This window comes from Pseudomonas fluorescens, from assembly GCF_003732425.1.
Classification (GTDB): domain Bacteria; phylum Pseudomonadota; class Gammaproteobacteria; order Pseudomonadales; family Pseudomonadaceae; genus Aquipseudomonas; species Aquipseudomonas fluorescens_BE.
Genome location: NZ_MOBX01000004.1, coordinates 19,692 through 38,972 on the forward strand (window position 1 = coordinate 19,692; position 19,281 = coordinate 38,972).

General features: G+C 60.0%; 17 protein-coding genes. 11 read left to right on the plus strand and 6 right to left on the minus strand.

Annotated features, from left to right (window positions below; all coding sequences use genetic code 11):
- Positions 1 to 299 precede the first annotated feature (299 nt).
- The 4 genes from BK670_RS07155 to BK670_RS07170 all read left to right on the plus strand — a co-directional run bounded on the left by BK670_RS07155 (position 300) and on the right by BK670_RS07170 (position 3,004).
- A complete protein-coding gene (locus BK670_RS07155; protein WP_123449217.1) occupies positions 300 to 1,202 on the plus strand; it encodes a chemotaxis protein CheV in 903 nt (300 codons plus the stop codon).
- A gap of 27 nt (positions 1,203 to 1,229) precedes the next feature.
- Positions 1,230 to 1,688, plus strand: a complete 459-nt coding sequence (locus BK670_RS07160) for a GNAT family N-acetyltransferase (protein WP_123449218.1) — start codon at positions 1,230 to 1,232, stop codon at positions 1,686 to 1,688.
- A 156-nt stretch (positions 1,689 to 1,844) separates the two neighbouring features.
- Entirely contained in the window at positions 1,845 to 2,171 is a 327-nt protein-coding gene (locus tag BK670_RS07165; RefSeq protein ID WP_123449219.1) for a hypothetical protein, read from the plus strand.
- An 83-nt stretch (positions 2,172 to 2,254) separates the two neighbouring features.
- Complete coding sequence (locus tag BK670_RS07170) at positions 2,255 to 3,004, plus strand: YkgJ family cysteine cluster protein (protein WP_123449220.1); 750 nt, start codon at positions 2,255 to 2,257, stop codon at positions 3,002 to 3,004.
- A gap of 175 nt (positions 3,005 to 3,179) precedes the next feature.
- On the opposite strand, the gene BK670_RS07175 is transcribed toward BK670_RS07170, so the two are convergent.
- From BK670_RS07175 to BK670_RS07185, 3 genes are all read right to left on the minus strand, one after another.
- Positions 3,180 to 3,419 carry a hypothetical protein gene (locus BK670_RS07175; RefSeq protein ID WP_123449221.1) on the minus strand — a complete coding sequence of 80 codons (240 nt, stop codon included), beginning with the start codon at positions 3,417 to 3,419 and terminating at the stop codon, positions 3,180 to 3,182.
- A 111-nt stretch (positions 3,420 to 3,530) separates the two neighbouring features.
- Entirely contained in the window at positions 3,531 to 3,836 is a 306-nt protein-coding gene (locus tag BK670_RS07180; protein WP_123449222.1) for a type 1 fimbrial protein, read from the minus strand.
- Between the two features lie 274 nt (positions 3,837 to 4,110).
- Positions 4,111 to 4,470 carry a DUF6124 family protein gene (locus BK670_RS07185; RefSeq protein WP_123449223.1) on the minus strand — a complete coding sequence of 120 codons (360 nt, stop codon included), beginning with the start codon at positions 4,468 to 4,470 and terminating at the stop codon, positions 4,111 to 4,113.
- 990 nt (positions 4,471 to 5,460) lie between these two features.
- Here BK670_RS07185 and BK670_RS07190 point away from each other — a divergent pair.
- From BK670_RS07190 to BK670_RS07220, 7 genes are all read left to right on the plus strand, one after another.
- On the plus strand, positions 5,461 to 6,618 hold the full coding sequence (locus BK670_RS07190; protein WP_123449224.1) for an efflux RND transporter periplasmic adaptor subunit: 1,158 nt from the start codon (positions 5,461 to 5,463) through the stop codon (positions 6,616 to 6,618).
- Positions 6,615 to 9,716, plus strand: coding sequence for a multidrug efflux RND transporter permease subunit (locus BK670_RS07195; RefSeq protein WP_123449225.1), 3,102 nt, complete (start codon positions 6,615 to 6,617; stop codon positions 9,714 to 9,716). Before BK670_RS07190 ends, BK670_RS07195 begins: the two co-directional genes overlap by 4 nt.
- Positions 9,717 to 9,723: 7 nt before the next feature.
- Positions 9,724 to 10,401, plus strand: coding sequence for a heavy metal response regulator transcription factor (locus tag BK670_RS07200; protein ID WP_007916978.1), 678 nt, complete (start codon positions 9,724 to 9,726; stop codon positions 10,399 to 10,401).
- Positions 10,391 to 11,755, plus strand: a complete 1,365-nt coding sequence (locus tag BK670_RS07205; protein ID WP_123449226.1) for a heavy metal sensor histidine kinase — start codon at positions 10,391 to 10,393, stop codon at positions 11,753 to 11,755. Before BK670_RS07200 ends, BK670_RS07205 begins: the two co-directional genes overlap by 11 nt.
- A gap of 307 nt (positions 11,756 to 12,062) precedes the next feature.
- Positions 12,063 to 12,284 carry a hypothetical protein gene (locus BK670_RS07210; protein ID WP_123449227.1) on the plus strand — a complete coding sequence of 74 codons (222 nt, stop codon included), beginning with the start codon at positions 12,063 to 12,065 and terminating at the stop codon, positions 12,282 to 12,284.
- Positions 12,285 to 12,479: 195 nt separating this feature from the next.
- On the plus strand, positions 12,480 to 13,796 hold the full coding sequence (locus BK670_RS07215; protein ID WP_123449315.1) for an OprD family porin: 1,317 nt from the start codon (positions 12,480 to 12,482) through the stop codon (positions 13,794 to 13,796).
- 207 nt (positions 13,797 to 14,003) lie between these two features.
- Positions 14,004 to 15,512, plus strand: a complete 1,509-nt coding sequence (locus BK670_RS07220) for a sensor domain-containing diguanylate cyclase (RefSeq protein WP_123449228.1) — start codon at positions 14,004 to 14,006, stop codon at positions 15,510 to 15,512.
- 178 nt (positions 15,513 to 15,690) lie between these two features.
- Here BK670_RS07220 and lpxC read toward each other — a convergent pair whose 3' ends face one another.
- The 3 genes from lpxC to ftsA all read right to left on the minus strand — a co-directional run bounded on the left by lpxC (position 15,691) and on the right by ftsA (position 19,268).
- Positions 15,691 to 16,602, minus strand: coding sequence for a UDP-3-O-acyl-N-acetylglucosamine deacetylase (gene lpxC / locus BK670_RS07225; RefSeq protein ID WP_007916984.1), 912 nt, complete (start codon positions 16,600 to 16,602; stop codon positions 15,691 to 15,693).
- Positions 16,603 to 16,714: 112 nt separating this feature from the next.
- A complete protein-coding gene (gene ftsZ / locus BK670_RS07230) occupies positions 16,715 to 17,911 on the minus strand; it encodes a cell division protein FtsZ (protein WP_016986475.1) in 1,197 nt (398 codons plus the stop codon).
- A gap of 97 nt (positions 17,912 to 18,008) precedes the next feature.
- On the minus strand, positions 18,009 to 19,268 hold the full coding sequence (gene ftsA / locus BK670_RS07235) for a cell division protein FtsA (protein ID WP_007916987.1): 1,260 nt from the start codon (positions 19,266 to 19,268) through the stop codon (positions 18,009 to 18,011).
- Positions 19,269 to 19,281 lie beyond the last annotated feature (13 nt).

A 19,281-nucleotide genomic window follows, 5' to 3' on the forward strand; every position in this document is an offset into this window, starting at 1 on the left:
CCCTCTCCCAGAAGGAGAGGGGACTGATTGGGGGATATTGCAGAATTCTGCCGACGTGAAAGATCTTTACCGAATCCATAATCGACTCGGTCATTCAGGTCGATGTACAACGTCAGACGCCGCGGTCGGCCCCCTCTCCCTCTGGGAGAGGGCTGGGGTGAGGGGCTTTGGCTTTGCCTTTTGATCGAAACACAACCCGACAACTAACCTAAAGCCCACCCCTTTAACGCCGATAACCCGGCATCAATAGTTTCTGGCGATTTGCACCCTCGCCCACCACCTTTCCACAGAAGGTTCATATGTCCTCCACCAAAGCCCGCGCAGACTCACTTTCGCTTCTGCTGTTTACCTTGCGCAGCGGCAAGCTGATGGCGATCAACCTGCTGAAAGTCAGTGAAATCATCCCCTGCCCGCCGCTGACCAAACTGCCGGAGTCGCACCCGCACGTGAAAGGCATCGCCACCCTGCGCGGTGCTTCGCTGTCGGTGATCGACCTCAGCCGCGCCATCGGCGAACGCCCGCTGGAAGACCCGAACGGCGGCTGCCTGATCGTCACCGACGTCAGCCGCTCCAAGCAGGGTCTGCACGTGCAGGCGGTGAGCAAAATCGTCCACTGCCTGACCACCGACATCAAACCACCGCCGTTCGGCTCCGGCGGTTCGCGCGCCTATATCACCGGCGTGACCTCGGTGGACGGCACGCTGGTGCAGGTGCTGGACATCGAAAAGGTTATCCACAGCATCGCCCCGGCGCAGATCGATATGGCCCCGACCGACCTGACGATGGAAGACGCCGAAGTGCTCGGCAACGCGCGGATTCTGGTGGTCGATGACAGCCAGGTGGCGCTGCAGCAATCAGTACACACCCTGCGCAACCTTGGCCTGCAATGCCACACCGCACGCAGCGCCAAGGAAGCCATCGACTGCCTGCTCGACCTGCAAGGCACGGCCCAGCAGATCAACCTGATCGTCTCCGACATCGAAATGTCCGAAATGGACGGCTACGCTTTCACCCGCACTCTGCGCGAGACCCCGGACTTCGCCCATTTGTATGTGCTGCTGCACACCTCGCTCGACAGTGCGATGAACAGCGAAAAAGCGCGGCTGGCCGGGGCGAATGGCGTGCTGACCAAGTTCTCCTCGCCGGAACTGACCCACTGCCTGATCGAAGCGGCCAAACACGTCGCGGCCCACGGGCACTGAGTTTTGGCCGAGACGTATTGTTTTCTGATGCGGCGCGATCTGACCAAGGACGCGCCGCAGCCGCTCTTGCCCCAAGGCATTGAACTGTGCACGTACTCCGTCGAACTGGCGGCGGACGTGCATCATTTGATGCAACTCGGTTATCGCGAAGGTGGCGGTCGGGTGCCGGCACTGGAGGTCTGGCAGCGGCAGTTCGAAAGCGATCCTGAATACGATCCGAGCCTGTGTTTAATTGCCCACGATGCCGAAGGCGTGGTCGGTGTGGCGCAATGCTGGACCAGCGCCTATATCAAGAATCTGGTGGTGCATCCGCGCATGCAGGGGCGCGGACTGGGCCGGGCGTTGTTGCTCAATGCATTCAAGGTGTTTCAGCAACGGCGCGAAGGTTTTGTAGATCTGAAGGTGCTGGAAGACAACCGGCGGGCGCAGCGCTTGTATGAAAGTGCCGGGATGTATGTGGTCCGCCGCGAGCTGGTGCCGGACTGATTAAAGTCAAAAGATCACAGCCTTCGGCAGCTCCTACAGGGAATCGCATATCCGTGTAGGAGCTGCCGAAGGCTGCGATCTTTTAGCGGTGTCCCAGGCAACAAAACTCTTTAGGCAGACTCCAACCTTGGCCACCCACGACCAAGGACACCCACCATGAAAGCCCTCACCTTAAGCCTGCTCTGCCTCACCGCCCTCACCTCCCAGGCCCACGCCTCCAGCCCTGACGCCTGGGCCGCCTACGACAAAACCGTTCTCGCCAGTTGCACAAAGGCCAGCGGCCTGAAAAACGCCAAACCGGTCGGCACGCCCGCGCAATTCGACGACCGTGTCGGCTACACCGCTGTCCTGCTGCAAGGCCAATACCCGCAAAAACACATGAAAGGCCAGCAAGGCACCGAGCTGTGCCTTTACAACAAACAATCGAAAACCGCCTTCGTCACCGAGTGGGACTCGATCCGTCCGACCGCCAAAGCCCAGTGAGTGGCGCATAACTTGCTTCGATCCGCGCCTGTGCGGTGGTTTTCCGCCACCGTTTCACACCCTGATTGAAGACAGATCGCTCGATGAATACGACGTTTTCCTGCGTAGGCTGCGGCAAATGCTGCACCGACCACCATGTCCCGCTGACCCTGGCCGAAGCCCGCATGTGGGCGGCGGATGGCGGTCAAGTGATTGTGCTGGTGGAGGCTTTTCTCAGCAACGGCCTGGGTTTGCCGGCGCAGCAACGAGAACATGCCGAACGTCGCTCGGCGCTTGTTCGCAGCGGCGCGGCAGACGCCCATGTGGCAATCACCTTCGCCGCGTACAACATCGGCCCCTGTCGGAATCTTGACGAAGACAAGCTGTGCCGGATCTACGAGCGACGGCCGTTGGTGTGCCGCATTTATCCGGCGGAAATCAATCCGCATATCCCGCTCACCCCTGCTGCCAAGGATTGCCCGCCGGAGTCGTGGCAACAGGGACCGGTGCTGATGGCCGGGGGCGAGTTGGTCGATCAGGAGCTGGTTGAATTGATTCAACGTTCGCGCCAGGCCGATCGCGATGACATCGGCATCAAAGACGCGGTCTGCGCGATGCTGGGGATTCGTACCACAGCGCTAAAGGGCGACGGGTTTACTGCCTACTTGCCGAATATGGAGGCGTTTGCGGCGGTGATTGATCAGGTGACTGCCCAACCGTTGACGATGGCGCCGAGTGAGTGGGTGTTTCATCTGTCGGGCGATGATGTGGCCGGGCAGGTGTTGGCGGCCGGGGCACAGGTGGTGACGGAGCCGGCGCAGACGTATGCGTTTATCTCGCTGCGGGCGGCCTGATCGGGGTTTTGCAGCGATCGAACTGGCCTCATCGCTAGCAGGCTAGCTCCCACAGGTATCTCGGGCGTTCACATAATTTGTGTACGACACAGAACCCTGTGGGAGCTGGCTTGCCAGCGAAAGGTCCGGCACAGGCAGTATCAATCGCCGCGTTGAACGCAGGCGGGAATAAAACTCAGCGCTTGCCCATCGAACGACGGGTGCCCGGCGGCGCCATGCCCGGGGTCTTGGTGTGGCCGTTCTTGGCGCCGTTCTTGTACCACGGCTGGTTCGAGCCTTTGGCTGAGGCCAGCTCGCCCGGCTTAAACGGAAATTTGAACGCCGGGATATCGGCCTTGGTATCGCTGGTATCGGCCAGATCAGCCGAGACATCGCTCGCGGCGTCGTCAACCGGCGGCAGGGTCGGGGAAGTCATAAAAGCTCCGGAAAGCAAAAAGTCGGGCCCGAACAGTGAGCCGCGAAGGCGCGCAGTATACCTGCGCGCCACGGCTCGGCACCTGAAGATTTGCAGCGCACGCCGAACGGTTTACAGGTAGGTGATGGTGACGATGCCTTTGTCAGTCGAGGTCTTCAGCGCTTCGTAGCGCATGGAAATCGGCAGCGACTGATGACTGCAGGCGTTGCGCTCAGTGTCGACATCGACTTTCACGCCGGGCTTGATTTCGATCTGGCGAGACTCACGATCAACAAACGCCCCGACCGGCCCGACCTGACAGCCCGAATCAACGATTTGCCCGGTGAAGCGGATCTCACCGGATTGACTGGCCGGCGCGGCGAACGCGGTGAGTGGAAGCAAGAGGAGCACATACGGCACAGCGGTTTTCAGCTTCATTTCAAGACACTCCCGGAGTGAGACCCAGTGAAGGTCTGGGCTACACAATGTTTATCCGCGTGCAGAGACGGATCTTGAGAAGCGTAGTAGGCAAATAGTCCCTGATTGGGACTGATCGGTCCCTTTTGCGGACTGCTTAACAACAAATGGCCGTTAGAGATGTGGTGCCCAATCAGACGTCTTCGCGAGCAGGCTCGCTCCCACAGGTGGACTGCGTTTCAAACTGTGGGAGCGAGCCTGCTCGCGAAGAACGATGACGCGGTGTTCAGACGGATTATGTCTGCGGATCAACCCGATCCAGCGCCCGGTTTACCGCCAGCTCGGCGAGCATGACGATCTGCTGGATCGCCAGCGCCTTACTGCGCTGCGGGCGACTGAGCTGATCAGCCAGATCAGCGGCCATGACATTGGCTGAAGCCAGCGATTCGCAGGCGTGGGCGAGCAGGCTTTCGGTGTCGATGTTCGGGTGGATGAGGAACATCGTACTGGGCTGACGCGGTTTGACCGGTTCGGGGCAGAGGTAGAAATCGAGAGCGCGCTTGATGGCTTCGCGGGTTTTGATTTGATCGTCGGCGCGGAGGGCGTCTTCGAGTGGGGTTGTTTCGATGGGGGGATCGGGTACGGGCTTAGTCATGGAAATGTTCCTAGTCAAAAGCCAACACGTGCCGTTTCTCACGCGGCGGAGTGGTGGCAGCTATGTGCGGAGTGAGAAACCGGTAGGAACAAGCCCGGCCGAACCGAAGTTCGCCCGCACACAGCCGCCATAAAAATTGCAGGGCAGCAAATAGCCGGCGGCAATTATGGTGGTACTGGTGTTGGATTAACAGTTCCTACGGGCTCTCACACCCGATCGCCGAGTTTTCGGCGACAACCCAAGACTAGAGAGCGCACGTCCGACGGACAACCTGAAAACCTTGTGGGAAGGTTCTGGTTATTCGACACGTAATTAAACAATCTCAGTCGTCGGATGGATGGACTGGCCTCATCGCCAGCAGGCTAGCTCCCACAGTTGGATTGAGTGCTTTCAGTTAGAAAATGGTCACCTCTGAAGCCGCCATCGCGAGCAGGCTCACTCCTACAATGGGATTGCATGCTGCCTGCCAAACCTTGGTCGGCTGTCAGGCCGCCATCGCTGGCAAGCCAGCTCCCACAGAAAAGCCAAGCTATGACCCACCCGCTCTTCACCACTCAACAGGATGAGCGTTAGCTCGGCTGCCGCTCTTGATCTTGATCTTGATCTTGATCCACGGGCGACGTCGGAAGGCTGAGTGGAGGGATTGATCCGGGGGTGGGAGCGCAGCGACCGTTTGGCGCAGCCAAACACAGCGAGAGGAGGTGCAGCGAAGCAAACCGTAGGCGCTGCGCCCGGATCGATCCCGGAGCGAAGGAACCCCGAGCCCCAGCGAGCGGGCCGCACGTAGGAGCAAGCCTTTTTGGTTACTTTTTCGGCGTTTGGAAAAAGTGACCCGCCGTAAGGGCGGAACCCTAAGCCGCCGTTACCGCAGCAACGGATATGTACACAGCGAAACTGACAGCGCTGACAGCTAGCCGTCACCCTCCTGACCCCCAAACAAGTTTATAAAGACCCTAACCCTGCCCAAACTCCGTCCGGCGCCCACCCCGCATGCGAATCCAAAAGAACAAAGCCCTGCTAGCCCTAGTGATCGTCCTGGCCGCCGCAGGCACATGGTGGGCAATGAAACCCGCCCCGACCAAACTCGCCACCCCCACCGCTATCCCCGTGCGAGTCATCGCGGTCAGCGAACAAGACGTCCCCCGCTACACCAGCGGCATCGGCTCCGTCCTCTCCCTGCACAGCGTCGTAGTGCGCCCTCAGGTCGACGGCATCCTCACCAAAATCCTCGTCAAAGAAGGCCAACTCGTCAAAGCAGGCGACCTGCTGGCCACCATCGACGACCGCTCCATCCGCGCCAGCCTCGACCAGGCCCGCGCGCAATTGGGGGAAAGCCAGGCGCAACTGCAAGTCGCCTTGGTCAACCTCAAACGCTACAAACTGCTCAGCGTCGACGACGGCGTCTCCAAGCAGACCTACGACCAGCAACAAGCCCTGGTCAACCAATTGAAAGCCACCGCCCAAGGCAACCAGGCCTCGATCGACGCGGCGCAGGTACAACTTTCCTACACGCAGATTCGCTCCCCGGTCACCGGCCGCGTCGGTATTCGCACAGTCGACGAAGGCAACTTCCTGCGCATGACCGACACCGCCGGCCTGTTCACCGTCACCCAGATCGACCCGATCGCCGTCGAGTTCGCCCTGCCCCAGCAAATGCTGCCGACCCTGCAAGGCCTGATCAACGATCCGCAGCGTGCGCAGGTCAAGGCCTACATCGGCGCCGACACCGACGGCGAAACCGGCAACCTGCTCGGCGAAGGTCACCTGACCCTGATCGACAACCAGATCAACGCCAACACCGGCACCATCCGCGCCAAGGCCGAATTCGACAACGCCAGCCAGAAGCTCTGGCCTGGCCTGCTGGTCACGGTAAAAATTCAGACAGCCCTCGACAAAGATGCGCTGGTGGTCCCGCCCACCGTCGTACAACGTGGCCTCGATCAACACTTCGTTTACCGGGTCAACGGCGACAAAGTCGAAGCGGTGCAGGTGCAGATGGTTTATCAGGGCAGCGGCCAAGACATCATTAAAGGCGTGAAGGCCGGTGATGTGCTGGTCACCGATGGCCAGTCGCGGCTCAAACCCGGCTCGACCGTGCAAGTCATGACGGAGCCGGCGCAGGTGGTGCAAGCGGAGCCGAAACCATGAAGGCGCACAAAGGCGTCTCCACGTGGTGCATCGATCACCCGGTCGCGACGATTTTGTTGACCATCGCTTTGGTGCTGGTCGGTTTGATTGCCTTCCCGCGCTTGCCGATTGCCCCACTGCCGGAAGCGGAATTTCCGACGATTCAGGTTTCCGCGCAGTTGCCCGGCGCCAGCCCCGACACCATGGCGTCGTCCGTGGCCACGCCGCTGGAGGTGCAATTCAGCGCCATTCCCGGCATGACCCAGATGACCTCCAGCAGTGCCTTGGGCTCAAGCCTTTTGACCCTGCAATTCACCCTCGATAAAAGCATCGATACCGCCGCCCAGGAAGTACAAGCGGCGATCAACACCGCCGCCGGCAAACTGCCCAAGGACATGCCGACGCTGCCAACGTGGAAGAAGGTCAACCCGGCCGACAGCCCGGTGCTGATCCTCAGTGTCAGCTCGACGCAAATGCCCGGCACCGAACTCAGCGACCTGGTGGAAACCCTGCTCTCGCGTCAGATCAGTCAGATCGACGGCGTAGGCCAAATCAACATCACCGGTCAGCAACGTCCGGCGATCCGCGTACAAGCTTCGGCGGACAAACTCGCGGCGATCGGCCTGACCCTTGCCGATATTCGTCTGGCGATCCAGCAGACCAGTCTCAACCTGGCCAAAGGTGCGCTGTACGGCGAATCCAGTATTTCCACGCTGTCGACCAACGACCAGTTGTTCCACCCCGAGGACTACAGCCAACTCATCGTTTCCTACAAGGATGGCGCCCCGGTTCATTTGCGCGACGTCGCCAAAGTCGTCAACGGTTCGGAAGATGCCTACGTGCAAGCCTGGGCCGGTGATCAGCCGGGGGTGAATCTGGTGATCTCCCGTCAACCGGGCGCGAACATCGTGGAAACCGTGGACCGTATTCAAGCCGCCCTGCCCGGCCTCGAAGCCATGTTGCCGGCGTCGGTGCAGGTGAAAACCCTGATCGACCGCACCCAGACCATTCGCGCGTCCTTGCATGAAGTCGAGATCACGCTGTTGATCGCGATCCTGCTGGTGGTCGCGGTGATGGCGCTGTTCCTGCGCCAGTTGTCGGCGACGCTGATTGTCTCGGCAGTACTGGGTGTTTCGCTGATCGCCAGTTTCGCTTTGATGTACCTCCTCGGGTTCAGCCTGAACAACCTGACGCTGGTGGCGATCGTCGTCGCCGTCGGCTTCGTCGTCGACGATGCGATCGTGGTGGTGGAAAACATCCACCGGCATCTGGAGGCCGGCGACGACATGCGCGAGGCCGCGATCAAAGGCGCCGGCGAGATCGGCTTCACCGTGGTGTCGATCAGTTTCTCGCTGGTGGCGGCGTTTATTCCGCTGCTGTTCATGGGCGGCGTGGTCGGGCGACTGTTCAAGGAATTTGCCCTGACCGCGACCTCGACGATCATGATTTCCGTGGTGGTGTCGCTGACCCTGGCGCCGACGCTGGCCGCGTTGTTCATGCGCAAACCGGTGCATCACGCCCACGCCAAACCGGGCTTCAGCGAACGCCTGCTCGGCTGGTACGAAAAAGGTCTGCGCCGCGCCCTCGCCCATCAGAAATTGATGATCGGCGTGTTCGGCCTGTCGCTGGCGCTGGCCATCGGCGGATACATCTTTATCCCGAAAGGTTTCTTCCCGGTGCAGGACACCGGTTTCGTCCTCGGCACTACTGAAGCCGCTGCGGACATTTCCTACGGCGACATGGTGAAAAAACACTTGGCCATGGCCGAAATCGTCGCCGCCGACCCGGCGGTGCAGGCGTTTTCCCACTCGGTCGGCGTCTCCGGCAGCAACCAGACCATCGCCAACGGCCGCTTCTGGATCGCCCTGAAAAAACGCGGCGACCGTGACGTCAGCGCCAGCCAGTTCATCGACCGTATCCGTCCGCAATTGATGAAAGTTCCCGGCATCGTTCTCTATCTGCGCGCGGGTCAGGACATCAACCTCAGCTCCGGCCCAAGCCGCGCGCAGTACCAATACGTGCTGAAGAGCAACGACGGCGCGACTCTTGCGACGTGGACGCAACGTCTGACCGAAAAACTGCGCAGCAACCCGGCGTTCCGCGACATTTCCAACGACCTGCAACTGGGCGGCAGCATCACTCACATCAGCATTGATCGCAGCGCCGCCGCACGTTTCGGCCTGACCGCCAGCGATGTCGACGAGGCGCTGTACGATGCCTTTGGCCAGCGTCAGATCAATGAATTCCAGACTCAGGTCAATCAGTACAACGTGATTCTGGAGCTGGACACCAAACAGCGCGGCAAGGCCGAAAGTCTCAACTATTTCTACCTGCGCTCACCGCTGAGTGGCGAGATGGTGCCGCTGTCGGCGTTGGCCAGATTCGATGCGCCGACCATCGGCCCGTTGTCGATTGCCCATGACGGCATGTTCCCCGCCGCCAACCTGTCGTTCAACCTCGCGCCCGGCGTGGCGCTGGGTGATGCGGTGATTCTGCTCAATCAGGCCAAAGCCGAGATCGGCATGCCGACGGCGATCAGCGGCAATTTCCAGGGCGCGGCGCAGGCGTTCCAGAGTTCACTGGCCAGTCAGCCGTGGCTGATTCTGGCGGCGCTGGTGGCGGTGTACATCATTCTCGGTGTGCTTTATGAAAGCTTCGTGCACCCACTGACGATCATCTCGACGCTGCCAGCGGCAGGTTTGGGTGCGGTGATCATGCTGTGGATCTGCGGTCAGGACTTTTCGATCATGGCGTTGATCGGTCTGGTGTTGCTGATCGGTATCGTCAAGAAAAACGGCATCCTGATGATCGACTTTGCGTTGGAGGCTCAACGACAGCGAGGCCTGTCGCCGCAGGAGGCGATTTTCGAGGCGTGCATCACGCGGTTCCGGCCGATCATCATGACCACCCTCGCCGCGTTACTCGGCGCACTGCCGCTGATGCTCGGCTATGGCACCGGCGCCGAACTGCGGCAGCCACTGGGGATCGCGGTGGTGGGCGGCTTGCTGGTCAGCCAGATGCTGACGCTGTTTACCACGCCGGTCATATACTTGTGGCTTGAGCGGCTGTTTCACCGGCCCAAACCAGCGCCCGTGCCGGCACTGGCGACTACAGACTGAGGCGGTCATGCGCGTTCTGATTATCGAAGACGAGGAAAAAACCGCGGACTATCTGCACCGCGGTCTGACGGAACAGGGTTACACCGTGGATCTGGCCCGCGACGGCGTCGAGGGGCTGCATCTAGCGCTGGAAAGCGACTACGCGGTGATCGTCCTCGACGTCATGTTGCCGGGCCTCGATGGCTTTGGCGTACTGCGCGCGTTGCGTGCACGCAAGCAGACCCCGGTGATCATGCTCACCGCCCGCGAGCGCGTCGAAGACCGCATCAAAGGCCTGCGCGACGGCGCCGACGATTACCTCGGCAAACCGTTTTCCTTCCTCGAACTGGTCGCGCGCCTGCAAGCGTTGACCCGACGCAGCGGCGGCCATGAACCGGTGCAGGTGAGCATCGCCGACCTGTGGATCGATTTGATCAGCCGCAAGGCCACTCGCGCCGGCACCCGGCTGGATCTGACGGCGAAAGAGTTTTCCCTGCTCAGCGTGCTGGCCCGGCGTCAAGGCGAGATCCTTTCGAAAACTGCCATCGCTGAAATGGTCTGGGACATCAATTTCGACAGCGACGCGAATGTCGTCGAAGTCGCGATCAAACGCCTGCGCGCCAAGCTCGACGGACCATTCGACGAGAAACTGCTGCACACCATCCGTGGCATGGGTTATGTGCTGGAGAGCCGTGGTGTCCAGTAACTCGATTGCCCTGCGCCTGAGCGGGATGTTCACACTGGTGGCGCTGCTGGTGTTTCTGTTGATCGGCGGTGCACTGTATCAACAGGTGGACAAGGGCTTGGGCTTGTTGCCGGAAGCCGAACTGGATGCGCGTTATAGCGTGCTCGAATCGGCACTCAATCGCTTCGGCACACCCGAGCACTGGGTGAAAATCAACGCCAAGTTGAAGCTGCTCGGCGAAGAGGACAAACGCATACGTTTCTGGGTGGTGAGTGGTGATCCGGGTTACGAATATGGTCAGCCGGACGCTGCGATCCGTGCCTTCGCCAAAGGCCCGCTGGGCATGCATGACTTGCAGTTGCCCGACCAGCCTTATCCACTGAAAGTGCTGCTGACCGAGTTGCCGGCCAAGGACCAGCGACCGCCGCTGCGCTTTATGATCGGCATCGATACCGAGACCTTCCACGAGACTCAACACAATCTGCTGATCGCGCTGATCGGTCTGGCGATTGTCGGCGTGTTGATGGCCTCGGCGCTGGGCTATTGGGTCGCGCGGATCGGCCTCAAGCCGTTGATCAAGCTGTCCCACGAAGCCCAGCGTCTGGCGCCCCCCCTGCGGGCCGGGCGCTTGCGGTTATCGCCGCTGCCACCGGAGCTGGAGCAGTTTGTCGACTCGTTCAACTCGACGCTGGAGCGGGTTGAACAGGCTTACTCGCGACTGGAATCGTTCAACGCCGACGTCGCCCATGAACTGCGTTCGCCGCTGACCAATCTGATTGGCCAGACCCAGGTCGCGTTGACGCGCGGGCGCTCTGCCGAACATTACTTCGAAGTGCTGCAATCCAATCTCGAAGAGTTGGAGCGGCTGCGCTCGATCATCAACGACATGCTGTTTCTGGCCAGTGCCGACCAGGGCAACAAGGCGACCAAACTGACGTCGACGTCGTTGGCCGATGAAGTGGCGACCACCCTTGAGTATCTGGATTTCATTCTCGAAGACGCGCAGGTGCAAGTGCAGGTCAGCGGTGATGCGCTGGTGCAGATCGAGGTCGCGCATTTGCGCCGGGCGCTGATCAATCTGTTGAGCAACGCAGTGCAGCACACCGGGCCGGGACAGGTGATCGAGGTGCACATCGAGGTCGAGGAACATCAGGTGAGTATCGGCGTGGCCAACCCCGGTTCGCCGATTGCCAGCGAGCATTTGCCACGCTTGTTCGAGCGCTTTTATCGGGTGGATGCGTCACGCAGCAACAGCGGCAATAACCATGGTTTGGGGTTGGCGATCGTCAAGGCGATTGCGCTGATGCACGGCGGGGATGTGTTTGTACGCAGCGATCGAGGGATGAATACCTTCGGTATCCACCTGCCGGTCTAACTGGAAAGCACAACGCCTGTGGCGAGGGAGCTTGCTCCCGCCGGGCTGCGAAGCGGCCCCAAAATCAGCCAACTCAGTACATTCAGATCAACCGCGTCCACCCGTTTACGACTGCTGCGCAGCCGAGCGGGAGCAAGCTCCCTCGCCACAGGTTTGTGCTCAGGCAGGCAGTGCGCGATGAAATCCAGAGGGTTATCTTTGCTTGTGCTGTAACAGTCATTTATGAAAATCACGCTGTTTCCCAACGCCCGGCAACCTTATCTTTGCCCGCACCAAACAGCACTCGCCAAGCGAGAAGGTTTTCAAGATGTCCAACAGTATGGGTATTGCCAGCGCTTTCGTTTTGTCCTCATTGATCCTGTCGCCGATGGCGATGGCTGAAGAATCCCACGCTTTCGTTGCGCAAAACAGCGCACGAGCCCAGGCGTATGACCAGCACCAGGCAGAAATGATGGCGAAGGCCAAAGACGCGACGCAGGCGCCTCAGGCTGCCGCTGCCCAGGCTCAAGCGTCCGAAAAAGACAGCTGAGTCACCCCCGGGTCCTCTTTCCCTCGACGCGGTTGTTTGGCTCTTCCCGTTCAACCGTCGTCATTCCAGGCCGCTGATTTTCAGCGGCCTTTTTTCGTTGTGGTCTGAAAGCCGTTTGGTTCGTCTGTAACAACAAGAAACATCAAGCCCCTCAAGCCATTGACGGGCCAGTTGACCCGAGGAGCTCCATTGCACGTGCGTTACCCAGTTCGCTTCACCCCGCTGTTCATTGCAATTGCCGCAACGATTGCTCCCGCCGCCCACGCCGACGAACCCGCCAAAGAAGGCTTCGTCGAAGGCTCGAGCCTCAACCTCAACGCCCGCAACTACTACATGAATCGCAACCGCTTGCAGAAAGCGGACGACAACATCGAGTGGGGCCAGGGCTTTCTCGGGGTTTTCCAGTCGGGCTATACCGAAGGCACGGTCGGTTTCGGCCTCGATGCCCACGCCATGCTCGGGTTGAAGCTGGATGGCGGTGGCGGCACGGACGGCTCGAGCATCCTGCCGGTGCGAGAGAATGGCGGCAAAGCGCCGGGGTCGTTCTCCACGGCGGGCGGCACGTTGAAAATGCGCGCGTTCGATACCGAGTTGAAGGCCGGTGACCTGTTCCTTACCAACCCGGTCATCGCCGGCGGCGACACGCGCATGCTGCCGCAGACTTTCCGTGGTGTGAGCCTGACCAACCACAGCTTCGACGGCTGGTTGATCGAAGGCGGCCAGGCCAGTTTCACCAAGCCTTACAACCAGAGCGGTCACACGCGCATCGGCACGTCCTACGGCACCTTGGCCGACGGTGACGAAAGCCGACACCTGAACTGGGCCGGCGTGGCGTGGAGCGGCGTCGAAGGGCTGACCAGCAGCCTGTACGCCTCTGAGTTGAAAGACATCTGGAACCAGTACTACTACGAACTCGACTACACGTGGCAGTTGAACGATCTGATCAGCCTCAACCCGGGCCTGCACTTCTATCACACGCAAGACACCGGTGATGCGCTGCTCGGCGACATCGATAACAACACCTATAGCGTGCATTTCACTGTCGGTGTTGGCAGCCATAGCGTCACTGCCGCGTATCAGCGGGTCAACGGTAATACGCCGTTCGACTACATCAGCCAGGGCGACAGCGTTTATCTGGATAACTCGCAGCAGTATTCCGACTTCAACGGCCCGAACGAACGCTCGTGGAAGCTCAAGTACGCCTATGACTTCGCCGGTGTCGGCGTGCCGGGGCTGACCTCGGCCGTATCCTATTCGCGCGGCACGGTGGACCTGACCAAGGTCGATCCTGACAGCAAAGGCTATTCCAACTGGTACAGCGCCGACGGCCGCAACGCCAAGCATTGGGAACGTGATCTCGATTTGAAGTACGTGGTACAGAGCGGTCAGGCCAAGGATCTGGCGGTGCACCTGCAATGGGCGACCAACCGCGGCGGTAACGGTTACGGCGTGATCGATTCGGATACAGATGAATACCGCGTCATCATCGACTACCCGATCAACGTCTTCTAAGATCGGCGCCATAACACCGTCGTAAATTCAGTGATGCACCCTGTGGGAGCGAGCCTGCTCGCGAAAGCGGTCTACCATTCGACATCCAGGTTGAATGACACAGCGCTTTCGCGAGCAGGCTCGCTCCCACATTGGGAATGGTTTCTGGCTTCGGCAGCAGTGTTTGTGCAACTACGCTTATAAGACTCCCCCAACCGAAATCCCATCATGATCGCGAGCCGTACCCCACCCACTGCGGGCAAAACCGGACGCCCCGAGTTGCTGCTAATTTGCGGCAGTTCGCTGACCGTGATTGCGATTCTGTGCATCGTCACGTTCCTGCTGATCCGCGAGCATGCCAACGCTCAGGAAGCGGCGACCCGCAGTGCCACCACCATCGCGCAACTGATCGACGCCGATGTGCTGCGCACCGTCGAGTTGTATGACTTGACCCTGCAAGGCCTGATCGCCGCCGCCCAGCGCGATGACCTGCAGAATGTCTCACCGCAGATCCGTCATCTGGCGCTGTTCGACCGCTCGACCACCGCGCGTTTCAAGGGCGATATTCTGCTCCTCGACAAGCATGGGGATGTGACTGCCGACTCCTCGCGGATCGAGCCAAAACCGGGCAACTTTGCCGACCGCGATTATTTCCTCGCCCACGTATTGAATCGCGACATCGGCATGTTTATCAGCCGCCCGTTCAAGACCCGCTGCGACTGCGACGAGGCCAATCAGTGGCGGATCAGTTTCAGTCGAAGGATTTCCTCGGAAACCGGCGAGTTTGCCGGTGTAGCCGTGGCATCGATGAAACTCGATTACTTCGACCAATTGTTCAACAGCCTCGACATCGGCAAAGACAGCACGCTGAACATCATCAACAGTGACGGCGTCCTGCTCGCGCAGAAGCCTTATCTGCAAAGCGATTCCATCGGCAAGAGCTTCGGTAACCGACCGAATGTCGTGCGGATCCTCGGGGACAAGGATGGCAGTGGCAGTTTCACCAGCACCTCGAGCATGGATCAGCAACAGCGCCTCTATACCTATTCGCGGGTCGGCAATCTGCCGCTGACGGTGATGGTCGCGCTGTCCAGCGACGAAGTGTTCGGCACCTGGCGGCGCACCGCGATTCTGATCAGTGGTGCCACGGGCGTGCTGTGTATGGGTTTGTTATGGCTGACCTGGCTGCTGGCTCGCGAGTTGCGTTTGCGCCAACGGGCCGAGCAGGGGCTGGTGCAACTGGCCGCCACTGATGCGCTGACCGGTGTGGCCAATCGGCGGATGCTCGATCAATCATTACGCCACGAATGGTTCCGCGCACAGCGTTCGGGCAAGCCGATGTCGGTGATGATGATCGATGCCGATCACTTCAAGGCCTTTAATGACCGACACGGGCACCAGGCCGGGGATCAGGTGCTGAAGACGCTGGCCAGGGTCATCACGGAAAATGTGCGGCGACCGGCGGATCTGGTGGCGCGCTACGGTGGCGAAGAGTTTTCGGTGATTCTGGCTGAGACCCCGACTCATGGCGCGCAGCAGATTGCCGAGAAGATTCGTCAGGCGGTGGAGCAGTTGCCGTTGGTCGACGGGGCCGAGCGGCCAATGACAGTGAGCATTGGCATTGCGACGTGGACGGCGGCGAGTGAGATGCCCCTGGAGCAGTTGTTGTTTGCGGCGGACAAGGCGCTGTATCAGGCCAAGGACGGTGGGCGCAATCGGGTGGTGGTGGCTGCCTGAGCGTTCTGTGGCGATTGCACCGGCGCCTTCGCGAGCAGGCTCGCTCCCCCATTTGAAATGCATTCCCCTGTGGGAGCGAGCCTGCTCGCGAAGAGGCCAGATCAGGCACTAGAGAAATTGCAGGCATAAAAAAAGGCCATCCGAGGATGGCCTTCAAAAAACTAGAGAGGTTTTTTACTTACACTGCCGCAACCGGGCGCATGTAAGAGATTGGTGCGGTGCTGGCGTCTTCGAACGTCACCACTTCCCAAGCATCTGTTTGCTCAATCAACTTGCGCAACAGCTGGTTGTTCAGTGCATGACCGGACTTGAAGCCTTTGAACTCACCAATCAGGCTGTTGCCCAGCAGGTACAGGTCGCCAATCGCATCAAGGATCTTGTGCTTCACGAATTCGTCTTCATAGCGAAGGCCGTCTTCGTTCAACACGCCATCGGCATCGACCACGATTGCGTTTTCAACGCTGCCGCCGAGTGCGAGGTTGTGCTTGCGCAGGTACTCGATATCACTCATGAAACCAAAGGTACGGGCGCGGCTGACTTCTTTTACGAACGAAGTGCTGGAAAAATCCACGCTTGCACTTTGGGTGCGGTCCCGGAATACCGGGTGATCGAAATCGATCTCGAAGCTCACCTTGAACCCTTCGAAAGGGACGAAAGTGGCGCGCTTGTCGCCGTCTTCCACTGTCACTTCACGCAGGATGCGGATGAATTTCTTGGCGGCGTCCTGTTCTTCCAGGCCTGCCGATTGAATCAGGAATACGAAGGGTCCAGCGCTGCCATCCATGATCGGGACTTCGGACGCGGAGAGCTCGACGTAGGCGTTATCGATGCCCAGGCCAGCCATGGCCGAGAGCAAGTGCTCTACCGTGTCCACTTTGACGTCGCCGTTAATCAGCGTCGTCGACATAGTGGTTTCACCGACGTTTTCCGCGCGGGCAGGAATCTGCACCACAGGGTCGAGGTCAGCGCGACAAAACACAATGCCAGTGTCGACAGGCGCAGGCTTGAGGGTCAGATAGACCTTCTCACCGGAGTGCAGGCCTACACCTGTGGCACGGATAATATTTTTCAGTGTGCGTTGTTTAATCATGGCTTGGGCCGCTTCAGCGCAAATTGCGAACTGGTATCAACAAAGGCTGGCGATGATAGCAGACCATGCCTTTGCTGAACACCAATCACCTTCATAGCCCTGATACATTCCATCAATCAGCCTGACGACGCAGGAAAGCCGGGATGTCCAGGTAATCCAGATCGTCTTGCGGATTCATCTTCGCGGCAGCCGCAGCACCGGCCTGAGCCTGGTTGCGCATGACGGTCGGACGGTCCAGATCACGGTAGTTAACCGCTGGCGCTTCCTGACGGGCCGGAGCCGGTTGTTGCACCTGAGCGGAAGCCATGGAGGTGTGAACGGTGTTGTCGATAACCTTCACAGGCTTCTCGATTTTCGCGCCCAGACCGGTGGCAACCACGGTCACGTGCAGCTCGTCACGCATGTCCGGATCGATAACGGTACCGACCTTGACCATCGCGTGTTCGGAAGCGAAGGCTTCGATGATGCTACCCACGTCGGAGTACTCACCCAGGGACAGGTCAGGACCGGCGGTGATATTCACCAGGATGCCGCGTGCACCTTGCAGGTTCACGTCTTCCAGCAGCGGGTTGCGAATGGCCGCTTCGGTGGCTTCACGTGCACGGTTCGGACCGCTGGCGCAGCCAGTGCCCATCATCGCCATGCCCATTTCGCTCATCACGGTACGCACGTCGGCGAAGTCGACGTTGATCATGCCCGGACGCTTGATGATGTCGGAGATACCGCGAACGGCACCGGCCAGTACATCGTCAGCCTTGGCGAAAGCCGACAGCAGGCTTGCGTCTTTACCGAGGATGGTCAGCAGCTTCTCGTTGGGAATGGTGATCAACGAGTCGACGCTTTCGGAGAGCATGCGGATGCCTTCATCGGCGATCTGCATACGCTTGCGGCCTTCGAACGGGAACGGACGCGTCACGACAGCAACGGTCAGAATGCCCATTTCCTTGGCCACTTCGGCGATGATCGGCGCAGCACCGGTACCGGTACCGCCGCCCATGCCAGTGGTGATGAACACCATGTTGGTGCCCTGCAGGACTTCGGCAATGCGCTCACGGTCTTCGAGAGCGGCCTGACGACCTACTTCAGGGTTGGCGCCAGCGCCCAGACCTTTGGTCACGCCGGTGCCCAGTTGCAGAATGGTGCGCGCGCCGATGTTTTTCAGCGCTTGAGCATCAGTGTTGGCGCAGATGAATTCAACGCCTTCGATGTTGCTCTTGACCATGTGATTGACAGCGTTGCCGCCGCCACCGCCAACACCGATAACTTTGATTACCGGGCTTGCGGGGATGTTGTCTACGAGTTCGAACATTTTCCCTCTCCTTACATTCTCTAGTTTTTTCGCCTACTGCTGTTTGTTGCGGTGCATCTACTGCTTGCCGCTCGAAGCTTGACGCTTCGAGCTGCTTTTAAAAGTTGCCTTGAACCCACTTCTTCAATCGGTCCAGCAACGGCGCCTGTGGCTCCTCGTTGCTGTAGCTGTCGCGGCTGCCGATGCCGGAGAACGAAACCCCGTCGGACTGCTTTTGCAGGCCGTACATCAACAAGCCAACGCCAGTGGAATAAATCGGGTTACGCACCACGTCATCCAGGCCCTTCACGCCATGCGGCACGCCCAGACGAACTGGCATGTGGAAGATTTCTTCGGCCAGTTCAGTGGCGCCTTCCATCTTCGACGTACCACCGGTTAGCACGATGCCGGCCGGGATCAGGTCTTCGTAGCCGCTGCGACGCAGCTCGGCCTGGATCAGGGTGAACAGTTCGTCGTAACGTGGCTCGACCACTTCGGCCAGGGCCTGACGCGACAGTTCGCGCGGTGGACGGTCGCCGACGCTTGGCACCTTGATGGTTTCACCGGCACCGGCCAGTTTGGCCAGGGCGCAGGCGTAGCGGATCTTGATCTCTTCGGCGTACTGGGTCGGGGTGCGCAACGCCATGGCGATGTCGTTGGTCACCTGATCACCGGCAATCGGGATCACTGCGGTGTGACGGATCGCGCCTTCGGTGAAGATCGCGATGTCGGTGGTGCCGCCGCCGATGTCGACCAGGCACACGCCGAGTTCTTTCTCGTCGTCGGTCAGCACCGAGTAGGCCGAGGCCAGTTGCTCGAGAATGATGTCGTCGATTTCCAGACCGCAGCGACGCACGCATTTTTCAATGTTCTGTGCGGCGTTGACGGCGCAGGTGACCACGTGAACCTTGGCTTCCAGACGTACGCCGGACATGCCCAGTGGCTCGCGTACGCCTTCCTGGTTATCGATCACGTAATCCTGCGGCAGGGTGTGCAGCACGCGCTGGTCAGCCGGGATCGCCACGGCCTGAGCGGCGTCGAGCACGCGCTCAAGGTCGGCCGAGCTGACTTCACGATCGCGGATCGCGACGATGCCGTGGGAGTTCAGGCTGCGGATGTGATTGCCCGCCACACCGACGAACGCCGAGTGAATGCGGCAGCCCGCCATCAGTTGGGCTTCTTCGATCGCGCGCTGGATCGATTGCACGGTGGACTCGATGTTCACCACCACGCCCTTCTTCAGGCCACGGGACGGATGGGTACCGATCCCGACGATTTCCAGCGAGCCGTCGTCGGAAACCTCGCCGACCAGCGCCACCACCTTGGAGGTGCCGATATCGAGACCGACGATCATTTTGCCGCTTTGCACGTTTGCCATGGGTCCTGCCTCT